Source organism: Aeromonas sp. S13(2024), from assembly GCF_041402405.1.
GTDB classification, from domain to species: domain Bacteria; phylum Pseudomonadota; class Gammaproteobacteria; order Enterobacterales; family Aeromonadaceae; genus Aeromonas; species Aeromonas veronii.
Genome location: NZ_JBGLRA010000002.1, coordinates 1 through 23012, shown reverse-complemented (window position 1 = coordinate 23012; position 23012 = coordinate 1). Strand labels below are relative to the sequence as shown.

The 23012-nt window shown below is 57.8% G+C and carries 20 protein-coding genes and 1 pseudogene; 10 read left to right on the top strand and 11 right to left on the bottom strand.

The features are described from left to right. The first annotated feature begins 144 nt into the window (after positions 1 to 144). Complete coding sequence (locus ACB042_RS03835) at positions 145 to 396, top strand: DUF1289 domain-containing protein (RefSeq protein WP_144713106.1); 252 nt, start codon at positions 145 to 147, stop codon at positions 394 to 396. Between the two features lie 105 nt (positions 397 to 501). On the opposite strand, the gene fruA is transcribed toward ACB042_RS03835, so the two are convergent. Genes fruA through fruB form a run of 3 tightly spaced genes read right to left on the bottom strand, consistent with a single transcriptional unit; the run spans position 502 to position 4312 of the window. Further along, positions 502 to 2226, bottom strand: a complete 1725-nt coding sequence (fruA, locus tag ACB042_RS03830) for a PTS fructose transporter subunit IIBC (protein ID WP_323968344.1) — start codon at positions 2224 to 2226, stop codon at positions 502 to 504. Next, positions 2223 to 3212 carry a 1-phosphofructokinase gene (pfkB, locus tag ACB042_RS03825; protein ID WP_371177840.1) on the bottom strand — a complete coding sequence of 330 codons (990 nt, stop codon included), beginning with the start codon at positions 3210 to 3212 and terminating at the stop codon, positions 2223 to 2225. The genes fruA and pfkB overlap by 4 nt, the downstream gene beginning before the upstream one ends. Next, positions 3212 to 4312 (bottom strand): fused PTS fructose transporter subunit IIA/HPr protein, encoded by a 1101-nt coding sequence (fruB, locus tag ACB042_RS03820; RefSeq protein WP_371177839.1) that lies wholly within the window; start codon positions 4310 to 4312, stop codon positions 3212 to 3214. Before fruB ends, pfkB begins: the two co-directional genes overlap by 1 nt. A 296-nt stretch (positions 4313 to 4608) precedes the next feature. Here fruB and cra point away from each other — a divergent pair, with 296 nt between their 5' ends. Next, positions 4609 to 5595, top strand: a complete 987-nt coding sequence (cra, locus tag ACB042_RS03815) for a catabolite repressor/activator (protein WP_371177838.1) — start codon at positions 4609 to 4611, stop codon at positions 5593 to 5595. A 559-nt stretch (positions 5596 to 6154) separates the two neighbouring features. Continuing rightward, a complete protein-coding gene (locus ACB042_RS03810; RefSeq protein ID WP_216948658.1) occupies positions 6155 to 7348 on the top strand; it encodes an aromatic amino acid transport family protein in 1194 nt (397 codons plus the stop codon). A gap of 126 nt (positions 7349 to 7474) precedes the next feature. Here ACB042_RS03810 and ACB042_RS03805 read toward each other — a convergent pair whose 3' ends face one another. Further along, positions 7475 to 8107 (bottom strand): competence protein CoiA, encoded by a 633-nt coding sequence (locus tag ACB042_RS03805; protein WP_201956927.1) that lies wholly within the window; start codon positions 8105 to 8107, stop codon positions 7475 to 7477. 588 nt (positions 8108 to 8695) lie between these two features. Here ACB042_RS03805 and ACB042_RS03800 point away from each other — a divergent pair. The 3 genes from ACB042_RS03800 to ACB042_RS03790 all read left to right on the top strand — a co-directional run bounded on the left by ACB042_RS03800 (position 8696) and on the right by ACB042_RS03790 (position 10631). Then, a complete protein-coding gene (locus tag ACB042_RS03800; RefSeq protein WP_058057663.1) occupies positions 8696 to 9253 on the top strand; it encodes a hypothetical protein in 558 nt (185 codons plus the stop codon). A gap of 224 nt (positions 9254 to 9477) precedes the next feature. Beyond that, positions 9478 to 9864, top strand: a complete 387-nt coding sequence (locus tag ACB042_RS03795) for an MAPEG family protein (RefSeq protein ID WP_335841330.1) — start codon at positions 9478 to 9480, stop codon at positions 9862 to 9864. 116 nt (positions 9865 to 9980) lie between these two features. After that, positions 9981 to 10631, top strand: a complete 651-nt coding sequence (locus ACB042_RS03790) for a hypothetical protein (protein ID WP_088868985.1) — start codon at positions 9981 to 9983, stop codon at positions 10629 to 10631. A gap of 118 nt (positions 10632 to 10749) precedes the next feature. Here the strand turns inward: ACB042_RS03790 and ACB042_RS03785 are convergent, their stop codons facing one another. Continuing rightward, positions 10750 to 12150, bottom strand: coding sequence for a DEAD/DEAH box helicase (locus ACB042_RS03785; RefSeq protein WP_005333194.1), 1401 nt, complete (start codon positions 12148 to 12150; stop codon positions 10750 to 10752). Between the two features lie 348 nt (positions 12151 to 12498). Between ACB042_RS03785 and ACB042_RS03780 the strand changes: the two genes are divergently transcribed. Then, entirely contained in the window at positions 12499 to 13329 is an 831-nt protein-coding gene (locus ACB042_RS03780) for an ABC transporter substrate-binding protein (RefSeq protein WP_199415852.1), read from the top strand. 111 nt (positions 13330 to 13440) lie between these two features. Here ACB042_RS03780 and aroC read toward each other — a convergent pair whose 3' ends face one another. Further along, a complete protein-coding gene (gene aroC, locus ACB042_RS03775) occupies positions 13441 to 14529 on the bottom strand; it encodes a chorismate synthase (protein ID WP_005345334.1) in 1089 nt (362 codons plus the stop codon). A gap of 12 nt (positions 14530 to 14541) precedes the next feature. After that, the gene (gene prmB, locus ACB042_RS03770; protein ID WP_005333197.1) at positions 14542 to 15477 is read right to left on the bottom strand and encodes a 50S ribosomal protein L3 N(5)-glutamine methyltransferase; all 936 of its coding nucleotides are present in this window, start codon (positions 15475 to 15477) and stop codon (positions 14542 to 14544) included. An 82-nt stretch (positions 15478 to 15559) separates the two neighbouring features. Here prmB and smrB point away from each other — a divergent pair, with 82 nt between their 5' ends. Next, the gene (gene smrB, locus ACB042_RS03765) at positions 15560 to 16084 is read left to right on the top strand and encodes an endonuclease SmrB (protein WP_005333198.1); all 525 of its coding nucleotides are present in this window, start codon (positions 15560 to 15562) and stop codon (positions 16082 to 16084) included. A 57-nt stretch (positions 16085 to 16141) separates the two neighbouring features. Next, positions 16142 to 17436 (top strand): annotated as a pseudogene (locus tag ACB042_RS03760) (diguanylate cyclase). A 130-nt stretch (positions 17437 to 17566) separates the two neighbouring features. On the opposite strand, the gene ACB042_RS03755 reads toward ACB042_RS03760, so the two are convergent. The 4 genes from ACB042_RS03755 to ACB042_RS03740 form a co-directional block, all read right to left on the bottom strand. Beyond that, complete coding sequence (locus ACB042_RS03755) at positions 17567 to 18175, bottom strand: histidine phosphatase family protein (protein WP_279462767.1); 609 nt, start codon at positions 18173 to 18175, stop codon at positions 17567 to 17569. Between the two features lie 31 nt (positions 18176 to 18206). Next, positions 18207 to 18554 carry a GFA family protein gene (locus tag ACB042_RS03750; protein WP_118853807.1) on the bottom strand — a complete coding sequence of 116 codons (348 nt, stop codon included), beginning with the start codon at positions 18552 to 18554 and terminating at the stop codon, positions 18207 to 18209. A gap of 564 nt (positions 18555 to 19118) precedes the next feature. Beyond that, a complete protein-coding gene (locus tag ACB042_RS03745; RefSeq protein WP_371177837.1) occupies positions 19119 to 20525 on the bottom strand; it encodes a chitinase in 1407 nt (468 codons plus the stop codon). A gap of 307 nt (positions 20526 to 20832) precedes the next feature. Further along, positions 20833 to 22053, bottom strand: a complete 1221-nt coding sequence (locus tag ACB042_RS03740; RefSeq protein ID WP_371177836.1) for a methyltransferase — start codon at positions 22051 to 22053, stop codon at positions 20833 to 20835. Positions 22054 to 22236: 183 nt separating this feature from the next. Here ACB042_RS03740 and ACB042_RS03735 point away from each other — a divergent pair, with 183 nt between their 5' ends. Continuing rightward, positions 22237 to 22815 carry an alkylphosphonate utilization protein gene (locus ACB042_RS03735; RefSeq protein ID WP_198303944.1) on the top strand — a complete coding sequence of 193 codons (579 nt, stop codon included), beginning with the start codon at positions 22237 to 22239 and terminating at the stop codon, positions 22813 to 22815. The last annotated feature ends 197 nt before the right edge of the window (positions 22816 to 23012 follow it).

The window sequence follows — 23012 nt, the reverse complement described above, 5'->3', positions numbered from 1 at the left end:
TCATATAACGCCAAGAGCCATGCTCGGCGGGGAAGATGCCAAATTTGCAGGGGGAAAGCAAACGACATCAATCACTTGAAGCAGGATTTCTCCAAAGGGGATCCGCTGGGTTATAACAAGGTGACAGGATGTGCGAGGTGATGGATGGAACAGCTCGAAATATTCCCGCTGCAGAGCCCCTGCATCGGGGTCTGCGAAGTGAACAACAAAGGCTACTGCAAGGGGTGCCTGCGCAATCGCGAAGAGCGTTTCAACTGGCTCACCATGACCCCTGCCCAGCAACAAGAGGTGATGCGCCTGTGCCGGGATCGCAAACGCCGGGTCGAGGCTGCCCGCCGCAAGGCACAGGAGGAAACCCAATCCGAGCAGCCAGAACAACCGAGCTGGGATTTTTGACATCTGCCTACCAGTAATCCTCCTCATAGATCATCAATTCCCCAGCAAAATAAAAAGCGGCCCGCAGGCCGCTTTGGGTTATGACGTGTTGTCGGGTGGCAAGGCTTATGCCGTGGCCAGCTTGGCCTGCTCTTCACCGCGCTTGAGCATGGCGTAGGAGACACCGGTCAGCAACGAGCCTGCGGCAATGGCAACGATATACATCATGACGTTGCTGATGGCGTGCGGAATGAACAGCACGAACAGGCCGCCGTGGGGTGCCATCAGCTCGCAGCCGAACAGCATGGAGAGCGCACCGGTCAGGGCGCCGCCGACCATGCAGGCCGGGATAACGCGCATCGGATCCTTGGCGGCAAACGGAATGGCCCCCTCGGAGATAAAGCACAGACCCAGCACGAAGGATGCCTTGCCCGCTTCCTGCTCCGCCTTGATGAACTTGGTGCGGGCCAGGAAGGTGGCAATCCCCATGCCCAGCGCCGGCACCATACCGGCGGCCATCACCGCAGCCATCGGGGCATAGGTTTTGGAGGCCAGCAGGCCGACACCGAAGGCGTAGGCCGCCTTGTTGACCGGGCCACCCATGTCAAAGCACATCATGGCACCGATGATGACACCCAGCAGCACGGCGTTGGCAGAGCCCATGTTGTTGAGGAACTCTGTCATGGCATTCATGATGCCGGCCACCGGGCCACCCACCACATAGATCATCACCAGACCGGTAAAGAGGCTGGCAAAGAGCGGAATGATAAGGATCGGCTTGAGCGCTTCCAGGGTCACCGGCAGGCGCACCTTGTCGCTCAGGTACTTGGCGCTGTAACCGGCCAGGAAACCGGCCACGATGCCGCCGAGGAAACCGGCGCCCAACGAGCTTGCCAGCATACCGCCGATCATGCCGGGAGCGAGACCCGGACGGTCAGCGATGGAGTAGGCAATGTAACCGGCCAGCACCGGGATCATCAGGGCGAAGGCGGAGCCACCACCGATCTTCATCAGGGCCGCAGCCAGAGTGCCTTCCACCTTGAACGCTTCGATACCGAACACAAACGAGAGCGCGATGATAAGGCCGCCCGCCACCACCATGGGCAGCATGAAGGAGACGCCGGTCAACAGGTGCTTGTAGGGGCCTGCTTTTTCCTCTTTCTTGGGCTGGCTGGCACCGCTGTGGCGATAGGTTTTCGCCTCACTCCAAGCCTTGTCCAGCTCGGCGCGGGTTTTCTTCAATGCCGCACCCGTGCTGGTGCGATAAACCTGCTTGCCATCGAAACGGGCCATGTCCACTTCGATATCGGTGGCGAGGAACACCAGATCGGCAGATGCAATCTCCTCGGCAGTCAGGGCATTCTGGGCACCGACCGAGCCTTGAGTCTCGACGCGGATCTGATAACCCAGCTGTTTGGCCATGGTCTCCAGCGCTTCTGCCGACATAAAGGTGTGGGCCACACCGGTCGGACAGGCGGTCACCGCCACAATGCGCTTGCCAGCGGCGGCCGGTTTGGCGGCAGCGGGCGCGGCTTGATGACGATAGACGCTGGCACCGCTGGTTGCGGCTTCCAGCAAGGCAGCCGGATCCTGCAGGGCGAGATCCATGCTGCCCTGATAGACTCGCTTGCCATCATAGGCGGCGAGATCCACCGGGGCACTGGCGACAACCACCACCAGATCGGCGGCGGCAATCTGCTCCTTGCTCGGTACTTGGCGGGGCTGCACGCTGGAGCCGACGTCGAGGGTGAGTTCCCAGCCAGCCAGTTTGGCCTGCTGTTCTATCCGTTTTGCAGCGAGAAAGCTGGTGGCAATGCCCGCCGGGCAAGCCGTAACCAAGATTGCTTTCATTGGGCATCTCCTGAGTTTTCCATTGAGGGGGTATGGCATTGAACTTGTGCCAGCGCATCCAGACGCTCTACGCGCACCTGTTCAAGTAAGGGGTTAAGCACACTGATATCGTCAAAGCCGACCGCAACCTGACTGACCGCCAAGGCCGAGACGGCAGTGGCCAGCCGCAGGGTCTGCTCCGGTGCCCAGCCAAGGCTCAGACCATGGGCGAGACCGGCCACCAGGGAGTCGCCGGCACCCACAGTGCTGACCACCTGCATCCGCGGCGGAATGGCCTGCCAGACGGCATCCGGGGCAAACCAGATGAGGCCATCGGCGCCGTTGGAGATCACCACGTTGGGGATCCCGCTTGCCTGCAGCGCGCGGGCACACTCGGCCTGCTCGCTCAGGGTCTTGATGGGTCGACCCGCCCACTGGCTCAGCTCCTCCAGATTGGGTTTGACCAGGGTCGGCGCCGCCTTGATCCCTTCGCTTAACGCCGCGCCGCTGCAATCGAAGATCACCTGCTTGCCTTTGGCCTTGAGCAGGCGGATCAGATGAGCGCAGTAATCCAGGGCCACCCCTTTGGGCAGGCTGCCCGCCAGCACGAACCACTCAGCATGCGCAGCCAATTGGTCGATGGCCTGCTCCAGCGCGCTCACTTCCCCTTGCTGGATGGTGAGCCCCGGCAAGTTGAGATCGGTGACTCGACCGGACTGCTCGGAAATCTTGACGTTTATGCGGGTGCTGCCCGCGACACGGACAAAGTGATCATCCAGCGCACGTTCTGCAAACAGGGAGACAAAGCTCTGCTCATTGTCTGCGCCCAGCCAGCCGGTGACGCCCACCTCGCGGCCCAAGTCCTTGAGCACCATGGCGACGTTGATCCCCTTGCCTGCGGCACGCAGGTTGGCCTCGCTCACCAGATTGACCTCGCCCAGGCTCATCGCCTCAAGGCGAGTAGTGAGATCAAGGGCGGGGTTGAGGGTGATGGTAACAATCTTCATCAATGCGCCCCCTCGCCGAGACCAGCGGCGATCGCCTCACCGATCCCCTTGAGAGCCGCTTCGGCATCTGCCCCTTCGGCGCGAAATGCCAGACGATGCCCGCACTTGACGCCAAGGCCGATCACCTTCATCAGGCTCTTGGCGGAGACTGCCTCGCCGCTGCCATCCAGATTGGCAACCCGGATGTCGGATTCAAACTCTTTGGCCACCTTGACCAGCATGGCGCCGGGACGAGCGTGCAAGCCGTGGGGATTGATGATGGTGAAGGTTTCGGAAAGACCGCTCGCCGGCCCAGCTTGCAGCATGGCCAGCCCCTCGCCGCCCGCCAGCGTCGCCAGCTGACCGGCAGCCGCCAGTTTGGCCAGATTCTCCAGCTGCGGCAGATGGCCGCTATCTGCGGCACAGAGCAGCAGCATGGCGCTGACCGTTTGTTCCCCTACCATAAGTGCGCTGCTCGGGGTGGCCAACACCCAGCCGGTCTGGGCCGCTTGTGCTCGAGCGAGCCAGACACCCTCGCCCAGATAGGCGGGATCGCTTGCCAGCAGCGCGCTCACCATGGCGGCATCGCCCCAGCCCGCCGATTTGGCGCGGGCGGCTGCTCCCAGCAGCAGTTGGTCGCGATCATCGGCCGGGAAGTCAGCCAGGCTCAGGTATTGCACCTCTTTCGCGGCAGTGGCGCCAGTCAGGATGTTGATGATGGTGTCGGCATCGGTGGCCTCTTTGAGCTGGGCTGCCGCCTGCTCATCACCCAGCACATGGGTGAGCTGGCGCAAAATGCCCAGATGCTCGTCGGACTTGGCGGCGATGCCGATGGCGACATAGGCGATCTGCCCCTCATCCCACTCGATACCATTGGGGAACTGGGCCACCATGACGCCGGTGCTCTTCACCAAATGACGGGTATCGGTGGTGCCGTGTGGAATGGCGATGCCGCTGCCAAGATAGGTGGCATGCTGCGCTTCACGGGCCAGCATCCCATCCACATAGCCCGCTTCCACCAGACCGGCTTCGGTCAGTTTGCCTGCCAGCAGGGCAATGGCGTCCGACTTGGTTGCCACCGACTGTCCCAGCAAGATCTGCTCTCGCGCCAACTTCAACATAGAGACTCTCCATCAGGTTCCGGCCGCGCCGGTACGTCACAATTGAACATTCGGATAACTCGCCAGCTGACAATAGACCCGAACACGGTTCACTGTGATCGGGGCCCGATTTTCAGGCCACTGGGTCTCTTCGTTGCTGACAGGCTGAATCGTTTCACTTACACTCAGACTGAATCGTTTCAGCGAATTGATCAAGTACCCACAAAGAGTGCTTTTCAATGATATGATCCCGCGCACACTTTTCGGTGCCCTCACCCGGCAGTGACCGTGGGCCTTGCAACTCAAACAGAGCCAATATGATGAAACTGGATGAAATCGCCGCCCTCGCCGGTGTCTCGCGCACCACGGCAAGCTATGTGATCAATGGCAAGGCCGACCAATACCGCATCAGTCAGGCTACCCGCGACAAGGTGATGGCCGTGGTCACCGCCCATAACTATCAGCCGGACAGCCGCGCCGCCTCCCTGCGCGGCGGCCAGACCAAGACTCTGGGCTTTATCCTGCCCGACCTTGAGAACGCCAGTTACGCCAAGCTGGCCAAACGGCTGGAACAGGGGGCCCGGGCGCAGGGATATCAGCTGCTGATCGTCTGCTCGGAAGATGAGCCCGCCACCGAAAAAGAGCTGGCCCAGATGCTGGTGAGCCGCCATGTGGACGCCCTGCTGGTCGCCAGTTGCCTGCCGCCAGACGACCCCTTCTACGGCAAATTGCAGGCGCAAGGCAGCCAAATCCTCGCCATCGACCGGGCGATGGCCGCCGACAAGTTCGTCACCGTCGCCAGTGAAAACGAGAAAGCGAGCTTTGATCTCACCAGCTCCCTGCTCACCCCGAACTTACGCCATATCGCATTGATCACCGCGCTGCCGGCGCTCACGATCAGTCAGGAGCGCCAAGCCGGTTTCGAGCAGGCGGTCGCCAGTCACAGCGCGGCTCGCCATCTGTGTGAGGGGGATCACTTCTCCCGCCTTGAGGGGTATCGCCTGATCAAGGATCTGCACCAGCAGCTGGGTCAGCTGCCCGAAGCGCTGATCACTACTTCCTATATCCTGATGGAAGGGGTACTCGACTACCTGTTGGAACAAGAGATCGATATGAGCCAGCTCGCCATGGCCACCTTCGGGGACGATCGCCTGCTTGACTTCCTCCCCTTTGGCATCAACTCCCTGCCCCAGCAGCACGACGCGCTGGCGAGCCAGGCGCTGGATCTGGCGCTCAAGGCGGTGAACGGCGAATACCAGACCGGGCTGCACTATGTGAGCCGCACCCTCAAGCGCCGCCGCTAACCTGCTCGAAGCAGACCCGATTTGCTGTCAATGGGTTGGTAAAACGAACAGATGACAATAAGGCTGCCAGGATTGGCAGCCTTATTGTTTTCCCCCACAACCCTACCCGCCCGCTTGGCTTTCTCTACCACCTGACCAACTAAACAACCGGCCTCCACACTCCTTTCACCCCGCAAATAAACGCCAACGCCACGACAAGGCACTCCCCCATCCGTGCTGCAACCACTTCGCTGACCTGTATCAATGAGCCACTGCCAGTCATTTTTTCGGCGCTTTTTTCTGCAATTAGCTACCACTGTCATCATTTATTTCCACTTGTTGCCACAAGCCAGTACAAAATCCGTATAAAAGGGGTTGTTTCCGCTATTTTGATCCGCTAACGTGGCAACCATCTTTTACAACTGACAGGTTTTAGGTACAGATGTTCCCGTTCCGATATTGCTAGCCTCCGGCCCTATCACCGGAGGCACCTTCTGATAACGCCAATTGGCCCCCTCTTGTTGACGTCAATGCTGACATCGCCTGTTTGCACTGACACCGCTACGTTCGGATGGATAACATGAATACCAAAACCCTGGGTTGTACCCTGTTGATTGCCGGCACCACTATAGGCGCCGGCATGCTGGCCCTGCCGCTGGCCTCCTCCTCCCTCGGCGGCCCCGCCACCCTGATGTTGATGGTCGGCCTCTGGGCTCTGATGGCCTTCACCGCCATGCTGCAAGTAGAGGCAAGCCTGAACACCGGCAAGTGGTACCTGCACCAGCTGGCGGATCATCTGCTCGGCCCCTGGGGCAAGCGCATCGCCTCCTTCTGTATCCTGATGCTGTTCTACTCGCTGGCCTCCGCCTACATCAGCGGCGGCAGCAGCCTGCTGGCACAGGCGCTGGCCGATGCGGGCATGCCCCTCAGCCAGGAGCAGGCCGCCTGGGCCTTTACTCTGCTGTTTGGCGGCATGGTCTGTGTCGGTACCCGCTCGGTGGATTACCTCAACCGGCTGATGTTCACCGTCAAACTGGTGATCATGGTGGTGGTGCTGGCGTTGCTGCTGCCCCGCACCGAAGGGCAGCATCTGCTCTCGATGCCGCTGGGTCAGGGCCTGTTGCTGGCGGGCCTGCCGGTCATCTTCACCTCGTTCGGCTTTCACGGCTCCATTCCGAGTGTGATGCTTTACCTCGGTGACTGCCCCAAGCAGTTGCGTCGGGTCTTTGTCTGGGGCTCAGCCCTGCCGCTGATCCTCTACGTGCTGTGGCAGGTGGCGATCCTCGGTCTGCTCGGCCAGCAAGCCCTGCTGCAAACCGGCGGCGCGCTGGACAGCCTGCTGGCCAACGTCGGCAAGCTGGTGAGCTGGCCCGCGTTTAATCAGGCGATGCACCTGTTTGCCGATCTGGCGCTCGCCACCTCCTTCCTCGGGGTGACGCTGGGGCTGTTCGACTTTATGGCCAAGGTGACCCGCCGCAAGGACAACTGGCAGGGCCGCACCCAGACCGGCCTCATCACCTTCGTGCCGCCATTGCTGTTTGCCCTCTACTTCCCGCAGGGCTTTATCATGGCCCTCGGCTACGCAGCCATTGCGCTGGCGATCCTGGCGGTACTGCTGCCGGTGGCGCTGGTATGGCAGAGCCGCAAACAGGCACCTGCCCACCACTACCGCGCCCCAGGTGGCGTAGTGGCGCTTGGAGTGGCCGCCGCCATGGGCTTACTGATTGTCGGCGTACAGGTCAGCGTCAGTATGGGGCTGCTGCCCGCGCTATAGCCCTCGCCGATAGGTAATTCCCAAACAACAAAGCCCCGCCAATCTGATTGGCGGGGCTTTGTGTTGGTGAGATCGTTAAAAAGTGCATGTTAATCTTCAAAGGGTTAAGATACCTAAAAATAATCGCTAGTAATATCTCCCACCAAGTTGATTTACTAGCTGCTCCTTCGATATCGCTTTGACCATACCTTTTTTACTCTCTGGATCAAATTGTAATAGCAGCCAAACTAAATCCGTTCCAAAATCAAAATAAACTGGTTTCGTAGCTTGAGACCACTTAGCAAATATCTTACTGCGACCATGCCATCTCAACATACGTAGAGAAGTATCTTCTGTATGAGCTGCACCAACACTTAAACCAAAATTTATTCTATCGAAATCATTTTTGCAACCATCTACTATCCAAATCATTTTATTATAAAACGTCTCTCTTAAACGAGCTTCCTCGTCTTTTATCGAATAGCTCTGCATTTCAATAACCACACCATTAGTAAACACATCTGCGATATGTTTCTCATTAGTGATCGGTTGGCTGAATACTATTTCCTGTGACTCTACTGGAAAATAACTTTTCCATTTTCGATGCCATTCTCCCTCATTTTCCCACCAAGGGTCACAGTTTACTTTTGATTTATGAGCCCAATGATGCACTTTGAAACGACCACATTTTGCAATTGTTTCACTTCCACAACAGATGCATATACCTAACCCACCTTTAAATGCCTCTTTTTTAACATGGTCTACAATTGCAAATTTCATAGTGCCTCTTATTTATTCAGACCAAAATAGATGGCCAAAAAAAGCATATTTACCCATCCCATTTAAATAAAATCCCACCTACTTATCTCACCATGAAAAACTGACCTCCATTAATATCAGGATAAAAGCAACCACATAGAATCGCCTCATGTAAGCAATATTAAGTTATATTAATATTGATACAACCATCCGATACAACTCACTTGTTTTTCATGACTCTGGATAGGAGTCGTGTGTACATACAGGGTATCAAACGCAAACCAATTTAGTGAGCATAAAGTTATCTACAGCTCTGATTTAAACCTGTTTTTTGATGGAGATCAGTTTTATGATACTAACGAAATGAAAGAATAATATTTAGTTCGCTGATGCAGATACAACTTATAACCACCTCTAGATGCACTCATCCATGTAACTCTCTCGCCCCCCATCTGTCGAACAAACAACACACGCCATCTAACCATCCCCCAAACCTTCAGCTATATACCGACCTTTTTACTACCCAATCCTGAATAATCAGTTCAAAAACCGTTCATGCCCCTTCGCTACACTGCCCGCTCGTTTATCGCGTTCAGGAGTTTGAAAACAATGATGTTGCACCTCAAGAAGAGCACCCTTGCCCTCGTCCTGCTTGCCGCCAGCGGCGCACTTAGCGCCGCCGAAATCGCCAACAACAATATTACCGAGGCGGAGATCAAGGCCGCGCAGGATGGTTGGGGCGCGGCGCTTATCAAGATCAGCGATGACTATCGCGCCGGTGGGATTGAGCGCGCCAAGGCGACTGCCGAGTCGGTGCTCGACAGCGCTTATGGCTACCAGCAGGGGCCGGTGCTGTTCAAACCCACCCTCGCCGGTGGCGAGCAGACCTTTCGCACCAACCGCGAGGGGGCGCTGGCCTACTTTGTCGGCAACAACAGCGCCTACCCCACCGACAAAGGGTTCGCCCTGAAAAACTGGCAGAGCTATCGCTATGACAATGCCGCCGTCTATATCAACGGCGACATGGCGCTGACCATGGGCAAGGTACATCTGGTAGATCGCGACAACAAGGAAACTACAGTCGACAAGACCTGGGGTTTCAAGAAGGGGGATGATGGCAAGGTGCGCATCGTGCTGCACCACTCCTCCCTCCCTTATGAGGGGTAATGACGGGGCCCTGCTCTGCCCACCATCAATATGATCAATAAACAGCCCTGCCACCTCGGCAGGGCTGTTTTTTTGCGCCTGCGCTTGGCCGATGGCAAGTGAATAGATGACGGTCGTGCTAAGGCAGTTTGCTGCTACCCTCAAGGCAAGCCATTGAGATGCCGAGCAATATCACGTCTCTGAACACCAGCCACTCGATATCATCACACAAGGATCCAGATACCATGACCATACTGCCTGTTTACGCGGCCCTGCTCGCGCTGCTGTTTGTGTTGCTGAGCATTCGTACCATTCGCACCCGCCATAGCCGCAAGGTGGCGCTGGGGCATGGGGATGACCCCGCCATGTTGCGGGCCATGCGGGTACACGCCAACTTTGCCGAGTATGTCCCCCTCGCCCTGCTGCTCATCTATTTCGTCGAAACCGGCAGCCATGCCCCCTGGCTGGTTCATTTGCTGGGGAGTGCCTTGCTGCTTGGTCGCCTCTGCCACGCCTTTGGCATGAGCCGCACGCCGGAGAACTTCCGTTATCGTGTGGCGGGAATGGGGCTGACCTTCACTGTGATCCTGGTGAGCACCGTCCATATCCTGATCACTGCGCTGCTCCCCTGACCCGGCCGTCACGAATAGCTGGCGAAGCGGTCTGGCAGCCATCCACATCGGCTATTCTTTACTGCACAGATAGTCGCAACAGTTCTGCTTGAACAAGCCCGATTCAGGAGTGCGATATGAAGTGGATTGGCTGGTTACTGCTTGTCGGGCTGACTCCCGTTGCCCACGCAACCCCGCTAAAGCTGGCGGCAGCGGTCGAACACACTGCGATATTGCGCCCTTTTATTCATGACTGGTTTGGCCGAGCCGGCATCGACTTTCAGTTGATCCCCTGCACTTATGCCCGCTGCGAAAAGTTGATTGAGGCAGACCATGCCGTCGATGGCGATATGGCCAGGATCAAGGGCTTTGATCAGACCTATCCCCACTTGCTGCAGATCGGTGCCCCCATCTCGGAGGCGGCGATTTATGGTCAGCCACGGGATAACCCGAGCTGGCCCCCTGCCGAGGGTACCGTGATTGGCTGCCTGCGCGGCATCCAGTGGTGCGAACGCTTCCTCGGCAACTATCAGGTCATCTGGTTGAACGATGAGAAGCAGGGGCTTGCCCAACTGCATCGAGGCAAAGTGGACTGGCTCATCAAGATGCGCCCCGCCTCTCAACCCGCACTGGCGTCCCCCTGGCAGAAGATCACCAAAGAGCAGGTCTTTCTCTACCTCGATAAAAAGCACCGGGCGGAAATTGCGGCCCTGCTCAAGGTACAGCTGGCGTTTATCAATAACGGCCGCTGGCTGGCAATGCAAAAGCAGTACCTCTCCGCCATCTAGCGCTGTTCTCGCAGCACCACACAGTGCCGATTACATGGCTGAAAAAACAAAAAGCCCTGCCAGATTGGCAGGGCTTTTCAGTCAACCGCATAGCTGGGGAGTCAAACTCCCGAGCCGCTTACTGGTTGTGGGTAGAGCGACGGGGGCGACGGGCCTGAGCCGGTTTGCCAGCGCCATCAGCCGGACGTTGACCACCTTGCGGCTTGGGCTTGCCACCGTTACCGGTACGTGCACCACCCGCATTGCCATTGGAGGCGGAACGACCGGCACCTTGACGCTGGCCTTGACCTTGCGGACGCGGCGCACGGCGCTGCTCGCTCGGATCACGGGGCTCTTTGCGCAGCGGCGCGCCGATACCACGGGCGATGTTGTCGAGGGTCTCGCGGGAGGCTTCAAAACCGGCCACCTGCTCGCACGGGATGTTCTGCTTGGTCAGACGCTCGATCGCCTTGATAAGCTTGCCTTCATCGGCAGCCACCAGCGAGATGGCGTGACCGGCAGCACCTGCACGGCCGGTACGACCGATACGGTGCACGTAATCTTCCGCCACGTTAGGCAACTCGAAGTTGACCACTTGCGGCAACTTGTCGATGTCCAGACCACGGGCGGCGATGTCGGTTGCCACCAGCACCTTGACGCTACCATCCTTGAAACCGGCCAGCGCGCGAGTACGGGCACCCTGGCTCTTGTTGCCGTGGATGGCGGCTGCGCTGACGCCGTTCTTGTCGAGGGTTTCGGCAACACGGTTGGCCATGTGCTTGGTACGGGTGAACACCAGTACCTGCTGCCAGTTGTTGCTGGTGACCAGATGGCTCAGCAGCGCGATCTTGTTGGCCTTGTCGCACGGATGCACCAGCTGCTCGATACGCTCGGCAGTGCTGTTGCGCGGGGCGACTTCGATCACCGCCGGGTTATCCAGCAGACCGGTGGCCAGTTCGCGGATCTCGTCGGCGAAGGTGGCGGAGAAGAGCAGGTTCTGGCGCTTCTTCGGCATCAGGGCCAGGATGCGGCGGATGTCGCGGATAAAGCCCATGTCGAGCATGCGGTCCGCTTCGTCCAGTACCAGGATCTCCACTTCGTCGAACTTGACGGCGTTCTGGTTGTAAAGATCCATCAGGCGGCCGGGACAGGCCACCAGCACGTCCAGACCACGGCGAGTCGCCATCATCTGCGGATTGATGCTGACGCCGCCGAACACGACGTGGCTGCGCATCGGCAGGTGTTTGCCGTAGTTACGCACGCTCTCGCCCACTTGGGCGGCCAGCTCGCGAGTCGGGGTCAGCACCAGCGCACGAATGCGGTTCGGAGAAACCTTGCGCTTGCTCTCCATCAGACGTTGCAGCATCGGCAGGGTAAAGCCTGCGGTCTTGCCGGTCCCTGTTTGGGCCGCCGCCATCAGATCGCGGCCAGCCAGAACGGCAGGGATCGCTTGCTGCTGAATGGGAGACGGGGTGTCGTAGCCTTGTTCGGCAACGGCACGCAACAAGGGTTCGGCCAGACCGAGGGAAGTAAAACTCATAGTTACCTGCTAGAGATAGGGGCGCCGGGGATTTGTGGTGGGGCTCCTCTGCTGAGCCGATGCCATCTCACAAGATCTGGGCCTATTGAGAAAACAACGATTTCCCCGGGGAGCAGAGCAAAGGGGAAAGAATAGAGGCGCAGTCTAACGGAGTTGCCCGGGATAAACGAGAAAAATGTGATGTTCCTCCCAGCACGAACAGAAAATCCCCCTCCTGCCCCCCGAATAATCCCGTTGATTGATGTAACACGCACCACACTATTAACTGGCAACACAATATCAGCCCTCGCAGGCATGACTCGCGGGGCAAAAGCACGGGATAGAAGAACACAATAACGAGGTTTAGCTATGACCACGCCATATCGTCCCCGCGGCAGCTGGCAGGCAAGGATTGGCCTGCTGCTTCTGCTGCTAAGCCCTATGCTGCAGGCCAGTCAGACCCTGACCGTGGCCTGGAGTCACTGGCCCCCCTTCAGCCAAATCAACAACCGGGGTGAGCTGGATGGGCTGGATGTCAGCCTGACCCGCCAGATCCTCACCCAGGCGGGCTTTGCCCCCAAGTTTCGCGAGCTTCCCTGGGCGCGGGCACTGCATCTGGTAGAACACGATCAGCTGGATGTGGCGATGGCTGCCCTCCCTCTGCCGGAGCGCCAGAGCTATGCCCGCTTCTCGACCCCCTACCGCCAGAGTGCCTATGTGCTGCTGAGCAATGACCCGATTCCCGGCCATCAGGATCGCTGGGCGCAGCTCGATAATCTGCCCGCGTTGTGCAACGAGAAAGGGCTCAAGATAGGCAAGTTGCGCGGCACTCGCCCCATGCATCAGATGGATAGCTGCCCGGCGCTTAAAATGGCGACCGAATACAACGCCGATGAGCGGATGATCGATCTGCTGCTGGCTCGCCGCCTCGATGGCATCATCATGGAGTGGCAATATGCTCGCTACCGGCTGGCCCAGCTGGGGGCCGAAGAGTTTATCAGCTGCCAACTGTTGCTACACCACCAGCCGGTCAGCTTGATGTTTGCCAAAAACAGCGTGAGCGAAGAACAGATCCTCAAAGTCAACGAGGCCATTCATGCCTTGCCCAAACCCCACAACAAGTTCTCGCCCCCAAGGTGTCGCCTCAATGCCGATCCGGGCGCCGCGGATCTGTTGACCCGCACCCTCCGCAAGCATTGACGGGATAAGCCGCCACCTGAAATAGCAAAGGCGACCCGAAGGTCGCCTTTTTGGTATTGTCGAACTTGTTCCCCAAACAGGGAGCGATCAGTCGATAAGCAGCAACAGCGATCAGCGCAGCTGCGGGGTATGGGTCAACACCCCCTGGTTCTGGGCGCGATGGCGCAGCAGGTGATCCATCAACACCAGCGCCAGCATGGCTTCGGCGATGGGCACGGCGCGAATGCCGACACAAGGATCGTGACGACCCTTGGTGATCATCTCGATTGCCTCGCCTTCGGTATTGATGGTCTTTCCCGGCACAGTGATGCTGGAAGTCGGTTTGAGCGCCATGCTCACCACGATATCCTGACCCGACGAGATCCCACCCAGAATGCCGCCCGCGTGGTTGCTGGCAAAGCCCGCCGGGGTCATCTCGTCGCGATGCTCGGAGCCTTTTTGCTCCACTACCGCGAAACCGTCACCGATCTCCACCCCTTTCACCGCATTGATGCCCATCATGGCGTGGGCGATATCGGCGTCGAGGCGATCAAACACCGGCTCACCCAGGCCCACCGGCACATTGCTGGCAATGACCTGCACTTTGGCACCGATACTGTTGCCCTCTTTTTTCAGGTCGCGCATGTATTGATCGAGCTCTTCCAGCTTGCCCGCATCGGGGAAGAAGAAGGGATTCTGCTCAATCTGCGCCGCGTCAAACGCCTCAGCCTTGATGGGGCCGAGCTGGGAGAGAAAACCGGTGATCTCGATGCCATGCACCTGTTTCAGATACTTCTTGGCAATGGCCCCCGCCGCTACCCGCATCGCGGTCTCGCGTGCCGAGGAGCGACCACCGCCGCGATAGTCCCGCTGACCATACTTCTGGTGGTAGGTGTAGTCAGCGTGACCCGGCCGGAACAGATCCTTGATGTCGGAGTAATCCTTGGAGCGCTGATCGGTATTCTCGATAAGCAACCCGATGGAGGTGCCGGTGGTCTTGCCCTCGAACACCCCGGAGAGGATCTTCACCTCATCCGGCTCACGGCGCGGCGTGGTGTAGCGAGAAGTGCCCGGCTTGCGCCGATCCAGATCCCCCTGCAGATCCGCTTCGCTGATCTCCAGCCCAGGCGGGCAACCATCGACCACGGCGCCCAGCGCCAGGCCGTGGCTCTCGCCAAAGGTAGTGACCCGAAAGAGTTGACCAAAACTGTTCCCTGCCATGCGCGCTCCTGCTTAGTTCTTGTAGATGGCGAAATGATCCTGATACTGCACCAGCTCGTCACGGGTCATCACAAAGACGCCGTGGCCGCCGTTTTCGAATTCAACCCAGGTAAAGGGGATCTCGGGGAACTGGGCTTCCAGATGGATCATGCTGTTGCCCACTTCGACCACCAGCACGCCCTTATCCTTGAGGAAATCTGCCGCATGGGCCAGTAGACGCTTGGTCAGCTTGAGACCATCGGAGCCGGACGCCAGCGCCAGCTCGGGCTCGTGACGGAACTCGTCCGGCAGATCCGACATATCTTCGGAGTCCACATAGGGCGGATTGGAGACGATGAGATCGTACTTGTCGCCCGCCGGCAGATCGCGGAACAGATCGGAGCGGATCGGAATGACCTGCTGCTCCAGCCCGTGATCGTTGATATTGCGCTCGGCCACGTTCAGCGCATCGATGCTGATGTCGATGGCATCGACTTCCGCTTCCGGGAACTCGTGGGCCATGATGATGGCGATACAGCCGGAGCCGGTGCACAGGTCCATGATCCGGGTCGGTTCATGTTTGAGGAAGGGCGCGAAACGGTTGGCCACCATCTCGGCAATGGGGGAACGGGGAATGAGCACCCGCTCGTCCACGTAGAACTCCCAACCGGCATACCAGGCCTTGTTGGTCAGATAGGCGGCCGGTACCCGCTCCTGTACGCGGCGGATAATCAGCTCGGCGATACGGTGACGCTCGCTGCTGGTGAGACGGGAGTGGCGCATGGCAGGGTCTACATCCGGTGGCAGATGTAACGCGGGCAGTACCAGCTGCACAGCTTCATCCCAGGCGTTGTCGGTTCCATGACCGTAAAAAATCCCGGCGTCGTTGAAACGACTCATGGCCCAACGCAACATGTCCTGGATGGTGTGCATCTCGGCAACCACCTCATCGATAAATATCTTGTCCAAATCCACCTCCAAGTCGAGTAATATCCGGCCCGAGCCCCGTTTACGTTGCGGGCAAGACGCATACCTAATACATGAGCATCTGATGAAAAAAACGCCCTCACCGACAGACGAGGAAACCCTGCTGTTCCGCGATGCGATAAAAGGTACCCGGAAAATCAAGCAAGATACCATAAGGGCCGAGTTACGCCCGGTCAAGCAGAAACGCGAATTGCGCGAAACCCGCGAAAAGCTTGGGGTTGACCACTATTTCAGCGATGAGTATCAGCCCCATCTCGACGATGATGGGCCGACCCGTTACGTGCGGGAAGATGTGTCAAAATTTGAGCTGAAAAAGCTCAAGCGGGGCATTTATCCGCCGGAGATCTACCTGGATCTGCACGGCATGAACCAGCAGCAGGCAAAACAGGAGCTGGCCGCCCTGCTCACCCTCTGCCAGAAAGAGAACATTCACGTCGCCTCGGTGATGCACGGCATCGGCAAACATATTCTCAAGCAGCGCATTCCCAGCTGGCTGGCCCAGCACCCCAATGTGCGCGCCTTCCATCAGGCCCCCCGCGAATGGGGTGGCGACAGCGCCATTCTGGTGTTGCTGGATATCGAAGAGTAGTTAGCCAAACGACCACACTATACTGAATATCAATATGTTATTCGCCGTGGAGGTCGCATGTTTACACAGGGTTCCCATGCCGACATAAAGTCATCTCTCGACGCCATCGGCGCAGCCGTGGCGGTGTTCAGCCTCGACAAGGATGATCACTTTGTGCTGGTCTCTGCCAACGATACCTTTGCCAAGGCGTTCGAGCTGGATGTCCTTGGCAGCATTGGCAAACAGTTGAGCGAGATGTTTCCCCGCTACATCACCAATACCATCGAGCCGCCAATGCACGAATGTGTGCGCATGCAGACCGGGCTCGAGAGCGAGCTGCCCATCGACAGCCTCTCGCGCACCAGTTGGTGGCGCTTTATTCTCTCCCCCATCATCCCCGAGCAGGCACGGATCAACCGGATCATCGTGACCGCCATCGACATCACCGCCAGGATGCAGCTGGAAGAGGCGCTCACCACCAGTCGCCGTCGCTTCGAAGCGGTGGTCAACTCCGCCTATGACGGCATCATCAGTGTCAGCAGCGAGTCACGCATCGAGCTTATCAATACCGCCGCCTGCGAGATGTTCGGCATCGACGAAAGCTATCTCGGCAAGCGGCTGGAAACCCTGCTGCCACAGCGTTTTCGCGCCAATCACGAAACCTATTTCAAAGCTTTCAGCAGCTCCCCCATCAATTCGCGCCCGATGCATGCCCGCGCCTCGGTGATGGGTCTGCGCCGCGACGGTAGCGAATTTCCGCTGGAGGTGACTATCGCCAAGATCAATCTGGGCCCGACCACCGAGATGACCGCCATCTTGCGGGATATCTCGGAGCGAGCCCGACTGGTGGAGGAGTTGAAGGTCGCCGCCACCACGGATCCCCTCACCGGCATTGCCAACCGGCGCCGCTTCAACGAGCTGGTCAACGCCGAGATGCAACGCTGCCAGCGTTTTGGCCATACCATGAGCCTGCTGCTGATCGATATCGACCACTTCAAGGAAGTCAACGACACCTTTGGCCATCAGCAGGGAGATCTGGCAATCCTGAGTCTGGTGAAACGGATCTGCAAACAGCTGCGGGAGGTGGACATGCTGGGTCGCTGGGGTGGCGAAGAGTTTATCGTGCTGCTACCGGAAACCTCCCTCGAGCTCGCCTGGGCCAGCGCCGAGCGGATCAGGCTATCCACGAATCCCAGCACCATGCACTGGAGGGGGCTCTTGAGATCTCCCTCACCATCAGTATCGGGATCAGCGCCAGCAAGGGCAGCCATGACACTGTAGAGAAGATGGTTAGACGAGCCGACACCGCCCTCTATCTGGCCAAGAAACAGGGGCGCAACTGCTGCCGCAAAGAGGAACCGGAGCCAATCTGATGGCGCACGCCCTTCCCTCTGGTGACACTGCTAACCAGTGCCTGCAGAGATAACCAACCACAACGTACACAAAAAGCAGGCTACTCTCTTCGGTAGCGCTGCTTTTTTCATTCTGCTTTTGGTGCACTTTTCAATCACAACCATCAAGGGGACGGCTAAAGCGCAGTGGGCCGCCATCAGCCAGAGAGAGCCTCACCGACAGCATGCCGCCGTTGGGCAATTGCCACTCGAAGAAGTCATCAAATCCGGCAATCGTTACGGCACGGATCACCTTGGCGACCACACCATGCGCCACCAGCAATATCCGCTCCCCGTGCATGGTCGAAGCAAGTTCTGTTAGTCCCTGCGAGACCCGGGCAATCACCTCATCAATGGTTTCACCACCGGGTGGAGATTCAGCCCAGCGCCGGGTGATATTGCGCGCCCACAGCTCGGGATAGCGTGTTCTTGCCTCTACCTGCGTTAGCCCTTCAAACAGGCCGACATCCCGCTCACGAAAGGCAGGCACAAGCTCCACAGGCAATCCCAGCTGACGAGACAAGATGGCAGCACTCTCCCTTGTTCGCAGCAGGGGGGACGCCAGCAGCCGATCGAACGGCGGCTCTGTCACAGCCACCTTCTCAGCCAGACAAGAGATCTGGCGCACGCCATCGTCATTAAGCCCGATATCCAGTGCACCTTGATACCGTCCTTCCGCATTGGCTTGCGTCTCGCCATGGCGGATAACTACCAGCTCCATGTCAACCTCCCTTGTTGGGGCTACCTTGGTTTTACTTCCCTTTACGATAACGGGGATGCTCGTCCTGGATCGACAACCAGGGCAGCTGGCTGTCAGTATGGATGTGATAGGTTGGCGCAATAGCCTCTGGATTATCGAGAGAGGCGATAGCCAACGTGAGATAGTCAGGGTACTGGGTGCTGCGATACGTGAGGGTGGAGCCACACTCGGCGCAAAATCCCCGTCGGATAAAATCTGAAGACGCATACTCGGTCGGTTTGCCGCATAACCACTGCACCTGTTCGGCGTGAAAGTCCATCCAGGCCCCGACCGGTGCCCCCGTGGTGCGCTGGCAATCCCGACAGTGACAAAAATCGGCCGCAAAAGGTGCAGTCAGCATCTCATAACGGATCGCCCCGCAATGACAACCCCCCTTCATCTCTCCCCCTCGTTGCAATTTTGCACAAGCCAAAGAGATTACCAATATAAACCTGCCGTTTACATCTATTTTCTCAAGGGAATAAGCGACAATGTACCGAGATAAAGCTGAGTGATATAGCAAGACCTCACCATTTCAGGTGATAAATGACAGTTTACCAATAGAGAAGATACTCCTCATATTCTCAATGAGATGTTTCATTTTATGGTGGAAAATGAATTCGCAAGTAACGCACTACGCTCATCATAAGACGCTAGTTTATGGGGGCTAACGAACCTGAATATAAACTTTATTCTTAACTTTGATTCAACACTATTTCATTTCAATTTTCAGATAGAAACTCACCTTATCAGTTAGAACATAAGCACCATTAAAAACACAAGATAATATTCAGTAATGCACTGTTGATAATTAACGAGGAGAAGGAGTTATCCGCCCTCTCCTCTTTGGGAGTGAAATTACGCCATCTTATTTGGCAGGAACTACAACCCAGGGGCCGCCTTTGGCGGGATCATCCCCCTGTGTTCACCATTTGGCCTGATAGACGGCGCCCTTGTAGCTCACCTTGCTGCCAGCGGTGTAGACCTTGGTCGCTTCCCATGCCGGGTTGCCACCGATGGGTGGTTCACTCGGATCGACCGGTGGTGGAGTCAGTTTGTCCACAACCCGCACTTTCGGCCAGTTGGCGTGGGAGCCGTAGAAGTTGGTCACGCACTTCTCGTAATCACCCGGCACCAGCGCAGAATAAGCGGTCTGAAAGCCCACCAGCTCGCACTCGAAGGAGTAACCGCCCGGGCGATCCGGATAGTACTTCCAGTTGCCATCCCAGTTGGTATAGAGCACGTCGGTAGCACCGTTGAGATTGAGGCTGCCATAGGGAGTCTGCTGCCAGCAGGTGTTCTTCTCATCCGCCTTGATCGGGATCTGGTAGTGGTTGGCCAGCCCTTCCCAATAGCGGATGCGATTGACCGGCTGCCCCTTGTCCTTGTTCTGTTCACCACACTCGATGCCGCCGTTGATGACGTTGATGGTGGTACCAAAGCCGTAGCCGATACCGGCATCCACTTCCCGTTTGGAGGGTACCCAGGTGCGATCAATCACGTGCAGCATGGCCGGTTTCGGGGCCTGCGGGGTGAGGAAAAACCATATGGCAGAAGCGAGGTTGAGCCAGGAGTCAGCCACCAGCCCCGGGTTGTTGAGCAGCACGGAGGCATCGCCATCAAACATCGCCTCGGAGAAGGCACCGTAGTTGAAGTGGTAAGAAAGCTGCTTGGCGCCGCGGCCGAAGTACCCCTGACCCGTGCTGCAAGGCCACTTCTTGTTCTGCCAGTCGTTCTGGCCACAGCCGGTGGTGTAGCCGGTCTGTCCCTCTGACCAGCCCATCTCCCGCACATGCACCAGCGCCTGTTGCCACTCCTCCAGCCCCAGCGGGTTATCGGAGACGTTCTCCTTGGCAATATGGCCACCGGTCTCCTGAGAGAAGTGGGCAAAGGCCGTCACAATGGATTTTTTACAGATCGCATCAGAGTCGCGACCGTCGGTATATTCGCCACAGAACGCAGGGAATTTACCGATGGCTCGCAAGAAGCGGACATAAGTATATTCCGGCGCTGCCATCTGGGTTAAATATTCCCATTCAGATTGGGGAAATACCCGTTCAACCCGTTTTACGTTGTCAGGATTACTTGCCAGACCCGGCTCAATGGCATCAACGATTTTATTGGACCGGGTGGCCAATGCCTTGGCCCATATTGCATACATGGGATTAGCCGTCTTGGCTTTTTCCACGGCGGCCAGATCCGGGGCCGCAATCACATATCCTCCCGCATTTTGCGGATCGGGTTGAATATTCATGGCTGCACTCATTGCGGCATAGCTTGGCAATGCGCAGGCGGCAGCGATTAGCCAGGCACAACGCTTGGGTTTGAACATGTTTATCGTCCTTGTTTGAATTAATGCGTTCCAAGAGTAGGTGTTTCAACAACTAAATTCACGATGAGAATTAAGAAATAAGCAGAATTTGTGAGCCATTTCACCTTGTGATATTCAGTGCAGCTGAAACAAAGAAAAAGAACCCAAACGAAAACGTCATAGCGTGATCTTTCGCCCATTTTTAGAACAGTTGAGACGGCCGGGTGGCATGCCATACGGTCATTGTTCGTGATGAAAAAAATGGCTGACAGGCTCAACCTGTCAGCAATCATCAATGTTCAAGAAAAATGCTCAAAATAGCCGGATGTCAGGCACGCACGGCACGGATCAGGATATTGCGCGGGGTCATGGGTTTGGCACAGAACTCCCCCACTTCGACCCGATAGCCCTGCTCTTGCAAAAAGAGCGCGCGATCCAGCGCCAGCCAGATCTCGAGGGGACGGCGAAACAGGTGGCGCACCAGCTCCATGCGGGCGACATCACCAAAGCGGCGCTCCCCGTGTTCCAACCAGGCGGGGTAGTCCAGCCCGGCGGGCAGCACAATCCCTTTGCGCTCTGCAGCCCAAACGCAGAATGCCTCGAAGGTGCCGGTCAGCAGACTCTTTTGCATATTGGGCACCGGCAGATACTCATCCACCCCGCGCACCTGACGCTGCAGGCAGTCAAACCCGAGCCGCCACACCACTTCCTGCTCGCGCAGGCGGGCGATCCGCGCACCGCCAGTCACCGTCTCCTGTAGCGGCAACTTGAGATCCGCCTTGCTCAACACCAGCTCGCTGGCGCTGGCCGCGGCTGACAGCGGGCGATAGTGGCTGGTACGGATCAGGTGGTAACAACAGGGAGAGATGGTCACTCCGCGGGCACTGCGCTCGGCCACCCGCTCCAGCAGATGGGTGTGCAGCTCGCCGCAGGCATGGAGTGCCATAGCGTGATGTTCGGGGGCGATCAGCGCCGCCGACTCGGGGGCAAAAGCATCGGCGCAGGTAAAGGTCATATTGGCGCCATCCCGCTCGGCCAGCAGCCGACCTTCGTCACAAAGCTGCCCTTGCAACTCCAGACTGAGGATCGGAGCCTGTCGATGAAGTGACACCAGCCGCCCAAGATGCCCCTTGCCAGCACACCACTCCAGATAGGGGCCCTGATGGGCAGGCAGACAGGCGGTGAACGACTCGATCTGAGCCTGCTTGCGCCCCGGCATATGCAGCGCCATCTCCTTGCTGCAGGTGATGGGCTCCGGGGTAAACGGGGCAAGCTGGCTGAGTTGCTGCAGCTCGGCGCCCTCGGCAATCCAGGGGACAAGCTGCGTGCTGAGTGCATCCATATCCGCATCGAGCTCCGCCAACTGGGCAAAGGTCAGCCCATTGAGCAGCGCCGCCAGTTCGGGCGCCTCATCGGCAAAGGCCATGGTCAAATGATGATATGGCTGATATTGCCACCAGCGCCGGTAGCGGGTGAGCAGTCGATCCAGTTGTTGAAAACGTTGAGCCAGCACGAATGCCCCTGCCTTGCAGTCAAAAAGGAGGCTCATTCTAGCGATCCCGCTTCAAATTGCACTCTCAATACCTGACGATCAGCGCCGCGCAACAGCACAGCCAACCTTGTGAGCCAGGGCAGACCTGACAAAGTACGGGGTTTTATGCTATATTCCGCCCCCTCTTTCACGCGCCCCGCCCAACGCGGGTCGCTTTACACTAGCTATGGGACCAACAACATGACCATCAACGCCATTCTGCAAGCGCGCGCGGGCGCCAAGTGTGAACTGTGCAGCGCCGAGCAGGCGCTGACCGCCTTCGTGGTGCCTCACTCCCCCGCCAGCGACGATGATCACAGCGTTGCTATCTGTGACACCTGCCGTGGTCAGCTGGAACAACCGGATACCCTGGTGGTGAACCACTGGCGTTGCCTGAGTGACAGCATGTGGAGCCAGGTGCCTGCGGTGCAGGTGATGGCATGGCGCCAGCTCAAAGCACTCTCCGGCAAGGGTGAAGTGTGGGCTCAGGATCTGCTGGACATGATGTACATGGAAGACGAAGCCAAGGCCTGGGCTGATGCTGGTATTGCTGACGAAGATGACGACAGCGTACCGACTGTTGACTCCAACGGCGCCGTGCTGCAAGAGGGCGACTCCGTCACCCTGATCAAGGATCTGGACGTGAAAGGCGCCGGTTTCACCGCCAAGCGCGGCACCCTGGTCAAGGGCATCCGTCTGACCAACAACCCGCTCCATATCGAAGGCAAGGTCAACGGCGTGCAGATCGTACTGGTTGCTGCCTACCTTAAAAAGGCCTAAGCCAAGGGCGATTGCTCTGCTGTCTACTACCAGAGCACAAGCACAACGAAAAAGGATGACGTCACGCCATCCTTTTTTTATACCTGTGTCCCGTCCTGAATATGGTTTACACCTTTCCCCCCAATAAATGGAGAACCCGATGGGACAAGGTGTGAAACGGACACAGCGCGATTACTCGCTGACTTTTAAACTGGCGC

Coding starts and splice junctions, on each gene's coding strand:
- ACB042_RS03835 (WP_144713106.1), top strand. CDS start 145: ATGGAACAGCTCGAAATATTCCCGCTGCAGAGCCCCTGCATCGGGGTC.
- fruA (WP_323968344.1), bottom strand. CDS start 2,226: ATGAAAGCAATCTTGGTTACGGCTTGCCCGGCGGGCATTGCCACCAGC.
- pfkB (WP_371177840.1), bottom strand. CDS start 3,212: ATGAAGATTGTTACCATCACCCTCAACCCCGCCCTTGATCTCACTACT.
- fruB (WP_371177839.1), bottom strand. CDS start 4,312: ATGTTGAAGTTGGCGCGAGAGCAGATCTTGCTGGGACAGTCGGTGGCA.
- cra (WP_371177838.1), top strand. CDS start 4,609: ATGATGAAACTGGATGAAATCGCCGCCCTCGCCGGTGTCTCGCGCACC.
- ACB042_RS03810 (WP_216948658.1), top strand. CDS start 6,155: ATGAATACCAAAACCCTGGGTTGTACCCTGTTGATTGCCGGCACCACT.
- ACB042_RS03805 (WP_201956927.1), bottom strand. CDS start 8,107: ATGAAATTTGCAATTGTAGACCATGTTAAAAAAGAGGCATTTAAAGGT.
- ACB042_RS03800 (WP_058057663.1), top strand. CDS start 8,696: ATGATGTTGCACCTCAAGAAGAGCACCCTTGCCCTCGTCCTGCTTGCC.
- ACB042_RS03795 (WP_335841330.1), top strand. CDS start 9,478: ATGACCATACTGCCTGTTTACGCGGCCCTGCTCGCGCTGCTGTTTGTG.
- ACB042_RS03790 (WP_088868985.1), top strand. CDS start 9,981: ATGAAGTGGATTGGCTGGTTACTGCTTGTCGGGCTGACTCCCGTTGCC.
- ACB042_RS03785 (WP_005333194.1), bottom strand. CDS start 12,150: ATGAGTTTTACTTCCCTCGGTCTGGCCGAACCCTTGTTGCGTGCCGTT.
- ACB042_RS03780 (WP_199415852.1), top strand. CDS start 12,499: ATGACCACGCCATATCGTCCCCGCGGCAGCTGGCAGGCAAGGATTGGC.
- aroC (WP_005345334.1), bottom strand. CDS start 14,529: ATGGCAGGGAACAGTTTTGGTCAACTCTTTCGGGTCACTACCTTTGGC.
- smrB (WP_005333198.1), top strand. CDS start 15,560: ATGAAAAAAACGCCCTCACCGACAGACGAGGAAACCCTGCTGTTCCGC.
- ACB042_RS03755 (WP_279462767.1), bottom strand. CDS start 18,175: ATGGAGCTGGTAGTTATCCGCCATGGCGAGACGCAAGCCAATGCGGAA.
- ACB042_RS03750 (WP_118853807.1), bottom strand. CDS start 18,554: ATGCTGACTGCACCTTTTGCGGCCGATTTTTGTCACTGTCGGGATTGC.
- ACB042_RS03745 (WP_371177837.1), bottom strand. CDS start 20,525: ATGTTCAAACCCAAGCGTTGTGCCTGGCTAATCGCTGCCGCCTGCGCA.
- ACB042_RS03740 (WP_371177836.1), bottom strand. CDS start 22,053: ATGAGCCTCCTTTTTGACTGCAAGGCAGGGGCATTCGTGCTGGCTCAA.
- ACB042_RS03735 (WP_198303944.1), top strand. CDS start 22,237: ATGACCATCAACGCCATTCTGCAAGCGCGCGCGGGCGCCAAGTGTGAA.